This window comes from Aetokthonos hydrillicola CCALA 1050 (genome assembly GCF_017591665.1).
GTDB classification, from domain to species: Bacteria; Cyanobacteriota; Cyanobacteriia; order Cyanobacteriales; family Nostocaceae; genus Aetokthonos; species Aetokthonos hydrillicola.
On record NZ_JAAKGC010000039.1, the window covers coordinates 38,998 to 56,190 of the forward strand.

Annotated in this window: 11 protein-coding genes; all 11 read right to left on the bottom strand. The window is 40.2% G+C overall.

Translation table 11 applies throughout. The features are described 5' to 3' along the window. Positions 1–2: 2 nt before the first annotated feature. A complete protein-coding gene (locus tag G4P69_RS19805; RefSeq protein ID WP_208339784.1) occupies positions 3–1,265 on the bottom strand; it encodes an ABC transporter ATP-binding protein in 1,263 nt (420 codons plus the stop codon). A gap of 271 nt (positions 1,266–1,536) precedes the next feature. Continuing rightward, positions 1,537–2,493, bottom strand: a complete 957-nt coding sequence (locus G4P69_RS19810) for a glycosyltransferase family 2 protein (RefSeq protein WP_208339783.1) — start codon at positions 2,491–2,493, stop codon at positions 1,537–1,539. A gap of 44 nt (positions 2,494–2,537) precedes the next feature. Beyond that, the gene (locus G4P69_RS19815; RefSeq protein ID WP_208339782.1) at positions 2,538–3,905 is read right to left on the bottom strand and encodes a glycosyltransferase family 4 protein; all 1,368 of its coding nucleotides are present in this window, start codon (positions 3,903–3,905) and stop codon (positions 2,538–2,540) included. Positions 3,906–3,997: 92 nt separating this feature from the next. Continuing rightward, a complete protein-coding gene (locus G4P69_RS19820) occupies positions 3,998–4,987 on the bottom strand; it encodes a glycosyltransferase family 2 protein (RefSeq protein WP_208339781.1) in 990 nt (329 codons plus the stop codon). Positions 4,988–5,026: 39 nt separating this feature from the next. After that, positions 5,027–5,782 carry a class I SAM-dependent methyltransferase gene (locus tag G4P69_RS19825; protein WP_208339780.1) on the bottom strand — a complete coding sequence of 252 codons (756 nt, stop codon included), beginning with the start codon at positions 5,780–5,782 and terminating at the stop codon, positions 5,027–5,029. 11 nt (positions 5,783–5,793) lie between these two features. Continuing rightward, positions 5,794–6,969, bottom strand: coding sequence for an acyltransferase family protein (locus G4P69_RS19830; RefSeq protein WP_208339779.1), 1,176 nt, complete (start codon positions 6,967–6,969; stop codon positions 5,794–5,796). 23 nt (positions 6,970–6,992) lie between these two features. Continuing rightward, positions 6,993–8,393, bottom strand: a complete 1,401-nt coding sequence (locus G4P69_RS19835; protein WP_208339778.1) for an O-antigen ligase family protein — start codon at positions 8,391–8,393, stop codon at positions 6,993–6,995. 2 nt (positions 8,394–8,395) lie between these two features. Then, on the bottom strand, positions 8,396–10,564 hold the full coding sequence (locus tag G4P69_RS19840; protein WP_208339777.1) for a GumC family protein: 2,169 nt from the start codon (positions 10,562–10,564) through the stop codon (positions 8,396–8,398). Positions 10,565–10,594: 30 nt separating this feature from the next. After that, positions 10,595–11,785 (bottom strand): glycosyltransferase family 4 protein, encoded by a 1,191-nt coding sequence (locus G4P69_RS19845; protein WP_208339776.1) that lies wholly within the window; start codon positions 11,783–11,785, stop codon positions 10,595–10,597. A 265-nt stretch (positions 11,786–12,050) separates the two neighbouring features. Continuing rightward, positions 12,051–13,259, bottom strand: a complete 1,209-nt coding sequence (locus tag G4P69_RS19850) for a glycosyltransferase (RefSeq protein WP_208350947.1) — start codon at positions 13,257–13,259, stop codon at positions 12,051–12,053. A gap of 868 nt (positions 13,260–14,127) precedes the next feature. Continuing rightward, positions 14,128–16,728: a M1 family metallopeptidase gene (locus G4P69_RS19855; RefSeq protein WP_208350948.1), complete on the bottom strand. Its 2,601-nt coding sequence runs from the start codon at positions 16,726–16,728 to the stop codon at positions 14,128–14,130. Positions 16,729–17,193: the final 465 nt, after the last annotated feature.

A 17,193-nucleotide genomic window follows, 5' to 3' on the forward strand; every position in this document is an offset into this window, starting at 1 on the left:
GATTAATATGAAAAATTTGGTGTAAACACTTTGAGAGGTAGACGACAACCTCCATAACCTCTATCTCCAACCAAATCAGTAGGACCTGAACTAACTTCCCAAATTAACGGGTTACTGATAGCATCCAAAGGATAATTGTGTGAATGTATTGCAGGAGCAACATAATAAATATTTGGATGAAGTGGATTTCTATCTAAATACAAACAAATTTCATGAATACCTATTGGTAGTTGTAAAGCAGGTTGATTGTGGTCAGAGTCAAGTGTCATGATCCTGTTACCATCTAATGTGTCAAACCCAATTCCAATTACTAAATCGGGTATCTTCTGGAAGCACTGTATAGTAAATTTTAAATTTAAAGGTTCTCCGTAGCTAAAACCCGTATCTCCAGCTAATTGAAGACGAAGTAAACGAACCTTTTCTCCAAATCCACTAATTCTACGCATTGAATCTAAGTCAATATCAAAAGTTGACATAGATGACTGTGCAGAATAGAGTTGGATTGCTTCTTCAACATTATTGACTTTTTTCGTAAGTCCTCGCTCAAGGTAAATTGCTTGAGAACATAACCGCCTAATGGCTTGCATGTTGTGGCTAACGAACAGTACAGTTCTACCACCTTCTGCAACCTCTCCCATTTTGCCAAGGCACTTTTTCTGGAAAGTTGCATCTCCTACTGCTAAGACTTCATCTACGATCAAAATTTCTGGCTCTAAGTGAGCAGCTACCGCAAATGCAAGACGGACATACATTCCAGAAGAATAACGCTTGACTGGTGTATCTAAAAACTTTTCAATTTCTGCAAACGCAACAATTTCATCAAACTTTCGCTGAATCTCGGCTTTGCTCATACCCAGGATCGCGCCATTAAGATAGACATTCTCTCTACCAGTAAGTTCTGGGTGAAAACCTGTACCGACTTCTAATAAACTTGCGACTCGTCCTTTAATTTTTATCAATCCCCTTGTTGGTTCTGTAATTCTGCTAAGAACTTTCAGCAGTGTTGACTTCCCTGCTCCATTTCGCCCAATAATCCCGACTCTTTCACCTTGTTTAATCTCAAACGAGACATTGTGTAGTGCCCAAAACTCCTCACGCCCTGGTTTTGCGTCGTTCTTTGTATGAGCCTGAAAAACTCTTGTAAGGGATTTTGCAGCATCTGTCATTGCTCCACGAAATGTCTTGTAATTAGATACTCCCTGTTCTTGATGTTCAATAACGTACTTCTTTGCTAAGTTTTCAACTTGGATTACAGTATCTGACACTTTCCTTCCTCTATCTAAACAACAAATTTACGCACTGGTGTAATCACACCGATCATATTGCTTTTATCTAATTTAAGAATCTGTCATTGTAAGGATATAATGCAAAGAAATTCATAATAATCGGCTAGTTTTAGTGTGGAACAATTTGTTGCACTGGCGGAAAATAAAATTTCTCTCCATATTTCGATAAATTAAGCCAATACTGCTTTCGATTAGGACTTTGATCAACTATTAGTTCTTGATTGCTTATGTCTCTATACATATTAAATAGTTAGCTGAAAACACCTAACATGCTTTGACGTAGAATATGAGTCAGGTTTCGCACTCCATCGTAGCCACGAGGACCAAACCACCTGATCATAAATATTGCCAAACTTAGACGTATAAATTTTTCAGAAAAACAAACTTGTGGATAATGTAGAAAAGCTTGCTGGCGGAAATGAATCGCCTTTTTATAGTCCCCTTCGTCTATAGCGAGCCAAGCTAAAGGGAGAATGATACTGGCGTAACATCGGTTTCTCAAATACAATAAATCCAGAGGAACACATTGAAATGTTTTCTCGATGACTTGGCGAAGATCTTGAGTCATCTTTTCCCGATTTCTGGAGAAACTGTTAGGAATTTGCCGATAACGAACCAAAGGTTCTTTGACTACTGCTATCGGATAACGAAAAGCAATGCGAACCCACATATCTAAATCAGGTGCATAAGCTAAATCACGGTCAAACACTCCAACAGCTTCAAAGCAACAACGACGAACCATCGGACAGCTACCACTAGAAATCATGTCGTTTTCAAGAATTTTATCCCATGCTTTCCCCTCTACATCGGAGGCAAAAATTCTGCCTGTAGGTTTGTTTTGCTTATCTACTAAAAGCGTCCAAGTGTATACCAAACCTACTTCTGGGTTATTATCCAAACAAAGTACCTGCTTTTCTAGCTTAGCTGGCTCCCACAAATCGTCAGCGTCTAGGAATGCTATATACTCACCTTGAGCATTGGCAATACCTGTGTTACGTGCAGCAGACACACGCTGATTCTCTTGCGTAATTAGTCTCACTCGCGGGTCTGTTATTTGAGAAGCCCATTCTACAATGTGATCTGAACTGCCATCATTAACAATCAACACTTCAAAATCAGTGAAAGTTTGCTTGAGAACGCTTTCTAGGGTTTCTGGCAAGAAAGCCATAGCATTATAGGCTGGGATGACAACGGAAACTTTTGGCATACTTCAAGTCCTTGATATTAATATGTGCGGCTGATTTATACTTTTTATCTCAACATCAAATCTCGCAGTTGCTTACCTGTTACCTTAGGTAAGAAGTACTCCTCTATGCGATGACGAGCGCGCTTACCCAATTCGCACCTCAAAGTTTCATCATCGAGAACACGACCAAGTGCTAAGGCTAGTGCTGTGGAATCTTCCCTTGGAACAACAACTCCACCTGAAACCTCACCTCCTTCAAGAATGTCTGGTACACCCGGAGCATCGGTAGCTACTACAGGTAGACCACAAGCCATTGCTTCAAGTGGTGCTATGGGGAAGCCTTCTTGTCGAGATGAAAGAGTATAAACGTCAGCCGCAGACAGGTAACGGCGAAGCGCATCGCGATCATGAACAAATTCGTCTCGCCATATCACACCTTGTAACTGCATTTTTGCAATGTTCTCTCGAAGTTTGTCTGCGTCGGAACCTGTCCCTACAAGTAGTAATCGCAGATCTTGTTCAGGACGATCGCGGCAGATTTTCTCCCAAGCAGCTAGGAGTATATCTAAACCCTTTCGATAAAATTCAATGCGCCCGTGACACACCACCACTTTTGCCTTAAAAGGAATGCCGATCGCCATTCGTGCCTCACTTTTGTCCACAGCACTCCATGTCTCTGTATCCATCGGATCGAAAATCCGGGCTATCTTAGCGGAGGGTATTTTATAGCGAGCACGAACCCGTTCAATTTCTTTTTTCGTAGAGATGATCACACCGGTACAACCGCGAAACGCTAACTGTCGTACAGGGTATTCAAGAATGCTATGGGTTTTGTCACCTCCTTGAAAAGTAGCAAATACCGGCAGATGCATTAATTGCCCTAAAAGCACACAAACATCAAAGCGTGCATACTCATACTCTTGGCATAAAATAGCCTCGCAGTTTTCCCGCCGTATCTCACGTGCCAATAACTCTACTGGAGTAGCCAGATAAGCACCTAAACTTTGAGCTAGATTCTTGGTTTTTGTTAGTAAGGAACGACGAGTTGCATTAGTATCCTGGATATTTTTAAACGTTTTTCCTTCACTTCCACCGTAAAGCTTTAGTGCTTTATGTCGAATAGCACGGTAGGCAAGATAACCTTTAGGAGCCGGTAAAACACAAATTGTGATCCCACTTGGTAGATGAGTGAAGCGTGACGGTTCTTTAAAACGGGCAGACACGCAGAATAGTACAGTTCTCACATCAACTTGTTTGAGTGCGTTGATGTAGCCGAACATCCAACTCCCTATAAATTCATTACAAAAAGTTTCAAATGAAATATTAATTTGATCTAAAAAATCGTCGATTAAGTCCATACAATGCAGTAATGCGATCGCTGGCTGTGTTGTGTAACTTTTGGTTTGTAACTCAGTGGTTTCAGAGGTTAGCATTGTTGTTGGAATTCCATAGTAATTTACGAATATTCGTTTAAATTTTGAAAAAAGGGTAAAGAATCAGTTCTGTATCGCTTATACTTAGAAATTCAACTAGATTTAGTCATGATTTTGGAACTAAAAAAATTCAGAATGTTACGTCGCCAAGTGTAAAATAGATTCAGTAATTTGCTGTAGCCATCAATTCCTAAGAACTCCAGGATAGCGATCGCCAAACTCAGTCGGAGATATTCTTTAGAGAAACGTAGTTGAGGATAGTGTATTAAGGCTTGCCTACGGTAATAAATTGACTTTTGCAAATCTTTTTGTTGACTTTGTAGAGGTTTCCACGCAAGACAAAGATTTGCACAGCCATAGCTTCGGCTCTTTAAATACTGCAACTCGTTTGGTGCGGCGTTAAAGGCTTTTTCGATCACGATACGAAAGCTCTGTTCCATAGCTTCCCAGTTTCTAGAAGCACTTGCAGAATGCTGTCGATACTTAACTAAAGGTTCCTTGATCAATTTAAGAGGATAACGCGCCGCGATCCGAAGCCACATATCCCAATCTTCAACATAAGAACGTAAATTCCGATCAAATACCCCCTCGGTTTCAAAGCAACAGCGACGAACCATAGGTACACTTCCACATTCAACAATATTGTGTTCAATTAGGCTCTTCCATACATAACCCTCGGCGTAATTCACAAACACTCTACCTGTAGATATCCCCTTATGATCAATTAAGGCAGTCCACGTATAAACCAAACCAACTTCTGGATTTTCTTCTAGGCAACGCACTTGTTTTTCTAGTTTAGTTGGCTCCCATAAATCGTCAGCATCAAGGAATGCTATGTACTCTGAATGAGAATTGTGTATCCCCGTATTTCGCGCTCCGGATAAACCTTGATTTTTTTGGGTTAGGAGTTTAACTCGTGGATCTGTTATCAGAGAAACCCATTCCTGAATATTATCCGAGCTACCATCATCAATAATCAATACTTCAAAATCAGAGAAACTTTGCTGCAAAACACTTTCTAAAGTTTCTGGCAGATAATTCATTGCATTGTAAGCAGGAATGATAACGGAAACTTTCGGCATAACTTACTTCAACTCCTACAATTAAGGAAAATTTTTCACTCAAGAGTGGCTTCTGCTAACCGATTGAGCAATACTCTCTTTTTCACTGTTCTGATCTGCTTCAAAAATAATCACAAAATCCATGACAAATGACAATAATCTATTTTTGATAATCTTGTAGTTTGTAATTCCGGCAGCACGCAGCCGCTTATGCAAATCCCAAATAGATAATAAGTACATGTAATCATTGGCTGCCCATCCCTTTCCTACAGAATGCAAATAGCGGTCAAAGATTTTTTTCGGTAAAAAGTGTAAGAGTGGCGTCCGCGTATGTAGTTCGACAGGGAAATACTTGTTCGGTGTCGTAATAAATGCTTTCTTGGCTACTCTTTTAATCTCTTTTAAAAAGAGAATTTGCTCTTCTTCATTTCCGACATGCTCTAAAACAGCATTTGACCAACAAACATCAAATGTTTGATTATCAAATGGAAATATTTTCCCATCGTAATTAACAATTTTTAAGTGCGGGTAACGTTCTGAAGATTCGTTCTTTTTCCTCAAAATTGCTTCTTCTGGGACTTTAAAATCAGAATCTTTACGAGATGATAAGTATATATCAGGTATCTCAATGCAAAGAGCAGTTATTTGTTCCTCGTAAGGATAATGTTTCTCTAAAAAATTGTCTGTATCGCTATATTCTTGTTCACTAAAGCCGAGATCTAAAACGGTTGTATTAGCAGTTGGTTGAACTTCTGCCAAAAATAACTTCCATTTACGTTGGCGATTCCAACCCGATATTTTATAAGCAAATGACATATGATCTTCCTTTATAGACCGAATAAAAGTCTTGAAAATAGTTTATTATTCAAGAATAAAGAGGTGATTAACCAACTTGTCAGAAAACACAGTGTTGCAAGCAAAAGCATCGTAGAAGCAGGTGATAGAATTGTAAATTCAGTAGGAAGTTTGGCAGCAATATTTGCATAAGGTTTCAATGTTAAATAATGCATGAGATATATTCCAAAACTGGATATCCCTAAATTCTCTATGAAGTGATATTTTCCCATATTACTCGAACATAAAATGCTATATATTAACAGAAAAACTGACGTTCCCACTTCATACAATGAAACTGGAAAATACAAAATATCAAATCTGTTTAAGACACCAAACACAGAAAATAAAATTGCTGTAACAAGAAAAATCAATGTCTTTCTTTTATTAATTTTTAGAATATATTCTTTTATTGATGGGTAATTTAAAATCATTCCCATAAAAACATAAGGTAAGCACTGAACTAGCCAAGATATTTCAACAAATACTAGCCTCACTAGTTGATTGTTGCGAAAATTTGGTAAAGCTGATTGTATAAATCCCTGAAATGCAACAGAGCAAGAACTCGCTTTTTCTTCAAGGCAATATGTCCCAAGTTGAAATCCATTTCCGGAGACTATCATTATTTCATAAATAATAATGCTCAAGATAAATAGAGAAATGAGACTTATGATTTTTATATTCCTTTTTGCCAAGTATTGAGCAAATATAAGTAAAAAACTTCCAGAAAATAAAAGCGGTAAAAAATACAGATGGAAAGCTGAACCTCCGAGAAGGATTACTAGAACTGGATCTTGAAATAGGTTAGCTAATCCTTTATGTGTCCCTAGAGCTTCGATTAATCGAAGTAACATATAAATTATACTCCAGCACAGGTAAGGAATAAACAGACGTATAAATCTTGACTTGAAGTTAGCAAAAAATGAAAAATGGCTATCAATTTTATATAATTTATTCGTCATTAAGTAGAAAGATGCAGCTAAGAAAAACGGCACAGCGAATCTGCTCATTTGAGTCAGTCCAGTCATCCAGTCGTCTACAGAGAAACCAGAAAAAGTCATCACTGCATCAGCGTGAATGATGCAAACAGCATAGGCAGCAATACCTCTAAATAAGTCAATGCCGATTAATCTTTGTTTATGTACACCTCTTGTCGAATGAATTTTCATTTTTGTACTTAGTAGACGAAAGTTTATTCTTTTTGAATTGCTTCTGGATGATTAGTGAATCGGTCAGTTCCCCAACCAGCAACTGCAAAAACAGCCCACCAATAAAACCAAAAATCACCGTTATCTAGAACGTTGTTAGAAAGCATATTTACCAACGTAGAGATTAAAAAACCCAGTAGTATGAGACTTAGTTGCCTTTCAGCACTGTTAGGAGGCGCACGTCGCACAATTCCCCAAAGATGGATAAACTGAGCGCTCAAAAAAGCAATAAATAGAGCAAAACCAACAAGCCCCTGTTCTACAAGAAATCTGATGTAATCATTGTGTGGTGCATAACCGTTTCCGTCTGGACCTTTAAGTGGACTTAAGTATTGACCTGTTCCAATTCCATAACCGAGTATTGGGCTTTTTTGCCATGACTGTAATAGGTAGTACCAATGGGTGACTCGCCAATTAAAACTATTACCGTCTTCGGTTGCTAAAATCATCGTTCTGGATACATCTATGTCTGGATTCAGCAGGGGTGTTTGAGTTAACTGTAAAAGGCGCGCTTGTCCCGCTTCGGTGCTAGCAAACAGCGCCAAAACTATCAAGCATAAAACAACTGCTCCAATAATTTTTAAGGGATTAAGCTTAGAAGCATTTAAAACAAAAATAAGTACGACAAGTGTTATTAGTGCTGCTAGTGAACGAGTACTAACATATACAAGTGTGAGTATGCTTAACAAAACTATCCAAGGTAGACGGCGTTGAGCCCAATTTAGCTTCCACCAAACAAAAGCCATCATTAATGATAGGTAGGTGGCTAAAGCATTAGGGTGGCCTAAAGTACTCTCCACTCTCTGTCCTGAGGGAATTTGCGTTATTCCTATACTTACTGGTGTCACTAATGAAAGAAGCAGCAGAGAGACAACCCTTTGAGGATGGTAGTGATCTTTTAGCTGCATCACCAGCAAGTAGATCATCAGGAAGGAAAACCGACGCACCCATTCCCTAATTCCTAGCGGTAACAACGAAGCATCTAGTCCTAACCCACCTAAAGGCATGAGTATTAGCCACAAAGTTTGTAGCATTACCCAAACAGCAAAGAACCACCAAAAGCGATCGGTGTGTATTCGACGACCGGTCAATAGCATCACGACCACATAAAGCAAAGTGAGAGCATCTATGGCTAGCGTATATACCGATGGTAGTTGCTGAGCAGAGAAAGAATCGAGAGAGGTACGCACAACCAATAAAACGATCACTGCTTGCTTGAAGTAAGCAAAAAATAAGAAGATGATCGGCAATGCACCCAACAATAAGCCCACATAAACAGGCTTGACACCTGCGCCAAATCCTACAGCAATACCAATTGCCACGCCTGCCAATCCAATCAACAGCGCCAGACGAGAGGAACGACTAGAAGGTTGATTCGTGAGCATCGTCACTTAGTCCTTATGACGTTAAAAGATTCTTTAGCGCTCCCCCCCAGACCAATTAAATTATTTCTAGGTGGGTAGCCATTCACAGGATAGCGGTAATAATTTTCTGTTGTACTTGTCATTCCATTTACCACAACCCCTAATACTGGTATCCTATTTTTCGTTAATTCTGATACACACTTTGTGAGCATTTCCTTGACAGTAACGGTAGGACGAGTTACGACTAATAAACCATCACTTTGACGGCTCAATGTAGCAGCATCAGCACATGCACTTATCGGAGGAGTATCTATAATAACTAAGTCATACTCTTGAGAAGCTTCTTCGATCAAAGACTTCATTCCCACTGACTCTAAAAACTGAGAGGGTCGTCCGTGGAGTTTTCCACTAGGCAAAACATCCAGGTTTTCTACGTTTGTAGGCTGAACTGCTTCCTCCAAAGATTTACTACCTTCAATTACATCAGTAAGTCCTGCTTTGGGATTTAGGTTGAACAGCGAGTGCTGCACAGGTCTTCGCAAATCAGCATCGATAATTAATGTTCGCCAAGACAACATCGCTGATACAGCAGCTAAGTGTGAGGCTACTATTGACTTACCTTCCCCAGAGATAGTGCTGCTAACAACAATCACCCTTAACGTATTAGAGCGAAACTCCAAAGTTTTAAACAACGAACGATAAGGCTCTACTAAGCCAACGTTATCCAAGAACTGATTAGCTTGTTTAAGAACGAGGGTTTTCGCTGGTAGTTTCGGCAATACTCCCAGCACTGGTAATTTCACCAGTTCTTCAGTTTCGGATGCATCACGTAAAGTGTTGTCCATCATTTCTAGCAGCAGTACAACACCAGCAGCTAGAACAGCGCCGAAAGTACTAGCAAGTGTTAAGACAACAAGTCGTTTAGGTGAAGAAGGTGAAGCAGGTTGTTTAGCTCGTTCAATAACTTGAACATTGCTAACTTTTTGTGCTTCTGTAATCCGCGCTTCTTCCAATTTGCTTTGGAGAAACTTCAGAGATGCTGTTGCTTCTTCCCTATGACGGGTCAGTGCTGTCAAAGGTTGCTGTTTTATAGGTAGCTGTGCGAGGCGATCCCGGAGGTTAGCTGCTTCTGATTTCATCAGCTTAAGCTTCTTCTCCAATGCTGTACGCTCAGTTTCATTGAGGATCAGTTTAGAGGTCAAATCTTGGCTAATATCGTCATCTGCAACACTATTAGAAGATATGGCTCGATTACCTGGCGAGACCCGTTCGAGATTTTGAGTGTATAATGCACGGAGAGATTGCTGTTGGTCAAGCAAATTCTTTACAGGCGGACTATCATCTTTAAAGCGCATCCTAGCTTCGATTAGCTTTGTTTGTACCTCTATCAACTTACTTCGTAAAGCCTTAAGTTGTTCATCTTGACCACCACGTACGGTTGCATAGGCTCTATTAATACCTTTTGAATCAGTGATTTGACGTAAAGATGCACTCTGCGATCGCGCTTGTTGTAGTTGGCTCTCTAAAGCACGCTGTTGATTTTCCACATATGCTAAGCTTTCAACTAAACTTTTGCTTTGCTCTTCAAAGGAGACAAGACCGCTTTGCTGTCTGTATCTGTTTTCTTGTGCTTCAGCGTCAAGCAACTGCCCGCGTGCTTTAGGGACCTCTGTTTGCAAAAATTGTCGGATTTTTGTCGCCTCAGAACTGATAGTTCTGATGTTATCTTCTACCATTGCCTGAGAAACGGCATTAAGCACTTGCGCTGCTAGTTTTGGATCTTTGTTTTGATAGCTCAACTCGAGAATATTGGTTGCGGGAACAATCTTTACTTTCAAGTCTTTACTCAAATCATCAGTTGTTAACGTGCCTTTGAGTACTTCAGTTTGTCCATGAGCAGCTAATATCTGACGTGCTCGTTCTAAAACTCGTTGCGACTTAATTAATTCTGCTTGATTAGCTAGTGGACTGACACCAACTGGTGTTGCTGAAGACGCTTGGGTTAAATCACGACCCAAATCAGAAACGCTGACCCTTTTGTCATCAAGCATCAGTCGTGCTGAAGCTTCGTAGCGATGTGGAGTAATCGTTAAATAAGCGATCGCTCCACCAATAACAGCCACGAAAGTAGCTGCAGCTGGTATACTCCGTCTTTTCAACACCGCTAGTATGGATGAAAAACCTTTCTCCATTACACATACCCCTGTTATTAATCACAAAACCTATTTTTTGCCGATAACACCAGCTAGCTTGCTCTCACGATGCTCTGATATACTAACCCGCTTAGAAGAGTTCAAAAGCGTTGTATATACTTTCAATGTTTCGGAGGTAATGCGATCCCAGCTATAGTTAATCTGCACAGATCTTTGTGCTTTCTTCGCCATAACTGCTAATTCTTGCGGGTGAGCCATTGCCCATTCTAAAGAACAAATACAAGATTCTAAATTTCCAGCCTCAAACAACATTCCCCGCCCTCCACTGATCAATTGCTGATGAGGTGGGATGTTGCTTGCGAGAACTGGTATACCTTCCTGCATCGCCTCTAGCATAGCCAGAGGTAATCCCTCTAAATCAGAAGGAAGAACAAATAAACCTGAACCTCGAACAATTTCCCAAAGACGATCTCCTCGCAATTCACCGGCAAATACAATATCTCGATTTTTTGCAACGTCTGCTAATAGCTGTGAGGTAAACGATTTAGTATCACTCACACCTCCTGCAAGAACAAGTTTCCATCCGGCAGGTTTTAAAGCGCTGAAGGCTTGGACAAGCAAATCGGGGCGTTTTTCTGGTACAAGTCTTCCTAAAAATAGGATGTAGCGTTTTTTTTCAAGACCTAGCTCGGTTCCATAATTAAAATCTGGGTCTGACTCAGCGTAGCTTGCTGGAGCGTTAGGGATGTAAATAGTCCTCCGATTATAGGTTTGCCAAAAGTAATTTTGGAGCGCATCAGAAACCACAATCAATTCATCCGCGAATCGTACTGCTGCCTTCTCCCCCATTTGAATTAAGCGGCTGGAAAAGCTATCCCACTTCGCTCGTTGCCAATCTAACCCCTGACATGTAACTACAACCTTTGTAGACGGAGAGATTTTAGGAACGCAGGTGAATAAAGAAGGTCCCAGAGCATGGAAGTGAACAATATCGTATTTCTGAGCAGTGGCGGCGATCGCTCCTAGTCCTGAAGTAATGAAGGCGTCAACTCCTCTCGTGTGGAGCCCAGGTAGAGAGATAACTTGAACTCCTTGAAAGTCGTAACGGCTTAACCAACCAGACTCGGTGTAAGAGGAGCGAGCAAATAAATCTACACTGTTGCCTTGATTTACCATGCGAGGATAAACTTCTGCACAGTAATGTTCGATCCCACCCTGTTTAGGCGGAAGACCTTTCGCACCAATCACAGCAATTTTCATAGTAAGCACTCTTACTTTGGTTTATTTGATAAGACTCAATCGAGAACATACACGGCGGCGATAGAATCCACGTTATTGTATGTCTGAAAATATGTTGCGGCTTCTCTCAAAAGCCATGTTGGCCGTCAGCTTAGAGTAAGATTTGATCAATATCAGGAGTTAGAGTGTGGACTTTGTAGACTTGCTCAAAGTTTATTTTATTTATCGATTTCGTATACGCTATTTCACCCACTCTAATCAGGCTTAAATCGCCAACTAAATTCTCCTATGCCCTAACCCCTTTTTTCTCCCAGCGATGTAACATAGCATTATAGACATCCCGAATTACATTAGATGCAGCATAAGGTTTTGCACTTTGCACGCAAGAATCTATTGGATAATCATCCGGGTGTTGTAGTATCTTGCGTAAAGCATCTGCTAAGGATGTGGGCGTTCGTTCCCCACATACAATACCGCTTCCTGATAAAAGCAATTTTGGAGTTTCACCAGATTGAGTTGTGACGACAGGGGTTCCACTAGCTAACGCCTCAAGAGCAACTAAGGGGAGACCTTCATAGACACTACTCAGGACAAACGCACTAGATATGCGATGTAGCGGTGCTAGTTCTGCTTGGGCAATTGCCCCAAGCATGGTTACTCTATCTGATAAGCCTAACCTACCTATTTCTGCTCGAACTTCTCCTGCCAACTCCCCATCCCCTGCTATTAACAAATGAATACTCGGATCGTTTAGAGCGGCGATCGCGCGTACTAGCAGAATAGGATCTTTTTGAGGATGCAACCGCCCAGCGAAAAGAACAAAACGTGTTTCTTCAGCCAAAAGAAGCTGCGAAGCTAGCTCGCGCCTTTTTGCTTCTCGTTCCTCCCTACTTAATGGATAAAAAACTTCATTATCAAATGAATTCTTGATGTATGCGATTCGGTCTTGCATACTAGGATAACGCTGCTTGTAAAATTGTGCAGAGTCTGTATTACATGAGAGAATTTGACTAAACTGACGCACTAACAAATTTTCCAATGCAAAATAGGCAGCAGGAAATCTCCGCCACAAAATTGCCTTTTTATTACTTCCTGTTTGAATTTGCGTCCGAATATCATTATGAATAAATAAGGTTTTCTCTCCCTGCCAATTAAAAGCTGCTAAACTTGGCTCCAGTCTATGAAAGTGCATAAAATCTGAGGCTAAACAACGGCCCATCAAAGCAGCAGTGTATTTAACTGTTGTAGGTATTAGCTTTCTGACATTGTCATTCTCCAATATAAATAAAGGCAGAAAACTGATTTCTCTGCCTGCGAATTCTGTTTTTTGCCATCTCCCTAAAGGTTGATTTTGATCGTTCCCTGTTCCCACGAGTCTTAATTCAAACTCGTTCGGAGCATACTTGATGAAGGTGTTTATTAATGTCTGAATTCCACCTATGGTGGCGTTCCAAGGATTGAACTGGTAAAAGATGGTCAAAACAGGCTTACGCATAACAGGCACTATGTACTATTTAAGTACAAACACTGGGTTAATTTGCAATTTCTGAAAACACCTAAGCTCGAAATTGTGACTGTATTCTCTTAAAAAGTAAATAAGTTAACTACTCTCTGAATTCCTCCTATAGTTGGATTCCAAAAATAAAACTAACAAAACGAACATGCATACAAAAAAATCATACAACTTCGTCAATAATTTTTACAATTACTTCCGAAGATTCCCCACTTAAAAAAATAACTCGAATTTGTGTGATTTCTACATGGTAGAACTAAATACATACTTCAAATGCTATTCTCCTTTACGTAAAATGTCATCCTTCTGATGGAATCTTTCTAGAAGAAAGCGTGACAGTGTCAGATTCTCCTCTTCAATTTAACAATAAATACTGATTTTTTAGAGATTTCCTGATTTTTCTAATGTCCCATGTGAACATTCTCTGACTTGCTCACGTTATCATCACTGATACCTTTTTTGCATACATTCCACACGTTTCTCGCACAACAAAAATCCTTCTTGAGATAGATATTGAGCAAAATCTTTAGACAGATGTTTGCGAAAATAATTAATTTCAATAATCTAAATGATTAGGGGAATTCAAGTTAAGTTGTCAAAATCTCAAAGCTTTAAAACTAGAGGTTGTAAGGCTCTCAGGGTATATTCTAAAAAGAAAATATCACTAAACCAATATTGTATTATTACAAATAAGTGTAGCGTGGACAACTGTCAAACAGTACATGCCTCACGCAGTATTCTCCCGAAGCTACCCATTAAGTGAAAGTCCCAATGAAACTAGTTTCATTGGGACTTCCTTATTTTTTGTAAATTACCTACACGGATTCCGCTTAAGTACAGTGTAGGTGGTTTATTTTGATTTAGCTTCCAAGCTTTCTAGACGGCTTCTAAGCTCCTGGTTTTGTTGTTTAAGTTGGTCTAGTTCAGAGCGCAGTACATTAAGTGTACTTTCTGTCCCGACATTCTTTTGCACGCGAGCAATTTCTTCTTCACAGTAGCGACGCACCCTTGCATCTAATGCTGCAAGAGCGATCGCATTCAAAATACCAATCGCCTTAGGAGTCTCCATGTATCCTAAAGCTGTAAGCGCTGCTACTTGTGTTAAAAAGAACGGTTCATGGGAAATTTCTGTCAATCGCTCTAAAATCCGTTCTACATTGGCAGTGTTTTGACCAGTAGAAATCTTTCCAAGAGAGCGAATTGCAGCTAAACGTAGGGGTTGCGGTACACCTAATACAGTATATTCCATCACAAGATTTAAAGCTGCTTCAGAAGTTTTGAGTTCAGCTAAACCCTTGATCGCTCCACTGCGTACTACTTCATTCCAACCTGCTCTTTCTAGCAAAACAGATTTCAGGAGATCTAGTGCTTGTTGTTCCTGTTGTTTATCTTCACCTGTAGCAACAATTGCTCCAATAGCGTGCGCTGCTGCTGCTTCTACATAGTAGCTGGGATCACCTTTTTTTAATAAATCTTCTACAGCCTGGTAGCTTTCATGAGTTTTGATTTTGGCGAGTGAATTGACTACAGCTAGTCTGGTATGAGCTTCCTCGTCTTCTAACCCAGCAACAAGTCCCTCAAAAGCTTGATCCAACTTAATTTCTGCCAGTTGCGTAGCGACTTCAGCACGCACACCCCAGTAAGAGTCTTTTTTCAGTGCCTCAGACAACGCCTTCGCCACCTCCAATCCTCCTTTTCTCGCCAAAGCTTCTGCTGCATAAATACGAGAAATGGGATCAGGGTCAAATTCCAGTTGCGCTTTTAACTCTGGTATTGGGTATTCTAAGGATACTGTCTTTAAGTAATTATTTCCCTCATCAAAACTAATAAACTGGGGTTTTTCTTCTAGAGGAAAATAAAAGCTTTGTTCGTACTCGTGAACTCGGACTGTGAACGTTTTGGATCGGGAATCCCCCAGTTGCTCTCCCTGCTTAACGTAACCAAAACCAATAGGGATTTTGAGGTCAAATAAATTGCTCTTACTACCATTATTGCCTGGTGCTGCTTGAGTTTGGGTAACCGTCACTTTTGCTAGCTTGCTATCTGCATCCCAGGTATAAGCTACTTTAAAGTCAGGATGACCACCACGATAAACGTATTGATCGAAAAGGAACAAAAGATTACGTCCAGTAGCTTTTTCTATTGCCCTTAACAAGTCTACTGTTTCTACAGCTTTGTAGGCATTATCCTGCACAAATGTTTGGATTGCTTTCCAAAATAGATCGTCTTTCAATTCCGTCCGAATCATGTGATAAACACAAGATCCTTTCTCGTAGATGTGACGGTCATAAAGTTCGATCGCATCTCGGTAGATATGGGTTACCATTGGACGGCGGTAGCGATCACTATCTTCACTTAAATAACTACGAGCCTCGTGTAATCGATAATACGCTGCTTCTTCGGGACCATATTCATGTTCTGTCCACAATACCTCGGAGTAGGAAGCCATCCCTTCTTTAATCCAAGCATGAGACCAATGCTTAATCACTACTAGATCACCGAACCACTGGTGCGCTAATTCGTGAACAACCAAGCTTTCGGTGTTATAGTTATCTAATGCTGCTCTTTCATCCAGTAAACATCTATCCGTTAACAGGGTAGTAGAAGTATTTTCCATTCCCCCGAAGATGAAATCATCAACGCAGACTTGGGCATATTTCGAGAATGGATAAGGATAACCGTATTTTTCGCTCAAAAACTTGAGCATTTGGGGCGTTTTGCCCATGCTACGTTTAGCATCTTCTTCCCGTCCTTTCTCCACATAATAGGTAACGGGTTTACCTTCCCATTCGTCTCGAATTTCAGCAAAGTCCCCTACAGCAAGCGTAATTAAGTACGTTGGGTGGGGTTGCTCCTGGAACCAATGATAAATTTTTTGATCGCCGTCTTCACTTGTATTGATGAGTTTCCCATTGGATACAGCAATCAGAGGTTTAGGGACTCTTACACGAATTTCTGAAGTAGATAACTGCCCTGGGTAGTCGAAGCAGGGAAACCAAAAGCGAGAGTCTTCGTCTTCTCCTTGTGTCCAGACTTGGGAGGGTTTATTAGGGTAGTGTTTGTTTGGTTGAATAAAGTAAATTCCACGCTGAGGTTTTTCTACTGAATAGGCGATCGCAATCACGACTCGCTTATTAACTTGTGTCGGTTGCTGTAGTTCAATAGATAAGTGTTCCCCATCATAGTCAAAATTTTGATTCAGGTCATCGACTAGGACAGATTGAATATTTAAATTGATAGCATCCAAGGTCAAACGCCCAATCCCATCCCGGATTGGTGTTAGAGTGATGATGCAATTACCACTATAACTTTGCTGAGGTATATCTAAGTTGAGGTCTAGAAAAATGTGTTCTACCTGTCCGGGGCGATCTGGATTGTAGTGTGGTTTTGCCCCTGGTACTTCAAAAGATTTATGATGGTTATTTTCTGTATCAAAATAATTCTGTAACATTATATGCTTACTGACCTTGTCATCCTGATAACTTTAGCTGGATTTTAGTGAACTACGTAAAATCCTTGTTTGTAGAACTTTTAGAGATAGTAACAGTCTTAATAAGAAAAAATTCACTCGCGTCAGCACTAATTGTATGAGACTGGCTGATGAATAAAGGGGCATCAAATTCCCACTTTCTATACGGAGTGTTTAATCTTGCAAGTCCCTAAATCCCCAACGAGATTGCTTCTGATTTCTGAATGCCACATATTTTATGCCGGGAAACCCGTCAACGCAGTGGCTCCTTCTGACTCCTTCTTTAATGTCTTTTCTTTTTTTTCATGGTGATGAATGTAAGCATTTTAAGTGTAATTTCAATGGCATTTAGCACACCCAAAAGATTTCAGGAGTGGTAATTCATGCTCACTTATATGGTGAAGTCTCACCTTTATTACCCTCAAAAATTTCACTCACCCCCTTGTT

Coding starts and splice junctions, on each gene's coding strand:
- G4P69_RS19820 (WP_208339781.1), bottom strand. CDS start 4,987: ATGCCGAAAGTTTCCGTTATCATTCCTGCTTACAATGCAATGAATTAT.
- G4P69_RS19825 (WP_208339780.1), bottom strand. CDS start 5,782: ATGTCATTTGCTTATAAAATATCGGGTTGGAATCGCCAACGTAAATGG.
- G4P69_RS19810 (WP_208339783.1), bottom strand. CDS start 2,493: ATGCCAAAAGTTTCCGTTGTCATCCCAGCCTATAATGCTATGGCTTTC.
- G4P69_RS19850 (WP_208350947.1), bottom strand. CDS start 13,259: ATGCGTAAGCCTGTTTTGACCATCTTTTACCAGTTCAATCCTTGGAAC.
- G4P69_RS19840 (WP_208339777.1), bottom strand. CDS start 10,564: ATGGAGAAAGGTTTTTCATCCATACTAGCGGTGTTGAAAAGACGGAGT.
- G4P69_RS19835 (WP_208339778.1), bottom strand. CDS start 8,393: ATGCTCACGAATCAACCTTCTAGTCGTTCCTCTCGTCTGGCGCTGTTG.
- G4P69_RS19830 (WP_208339779.1), bottom strand. CDS start 6,969: ATGAAAATTCATTCGACAAGAGGTGTACATAAACAAAGATTAATCGGC.
- G4P69_RS19845 (WP_208339776.1), bottom strand. CDS start 11,785: ATGAAAATTGCTGTGATTGGTGCGAAAGGTCTTCCGCCTAAACAGGGT.
- G4P69_RS19815 (WP_208339782.1), bottom strand. CDS start 3,905: ATGCTAACCTCTGAAACCACTGAGTTACAAACCAAAAGTTACACAACA.
- G4P69_RS19855 (WP_208350948.1), bottom strand. CDS start 16,728: ATGTTACAGAATTATTTTGATACAGAAAATAACCATCATAAATCTTTT.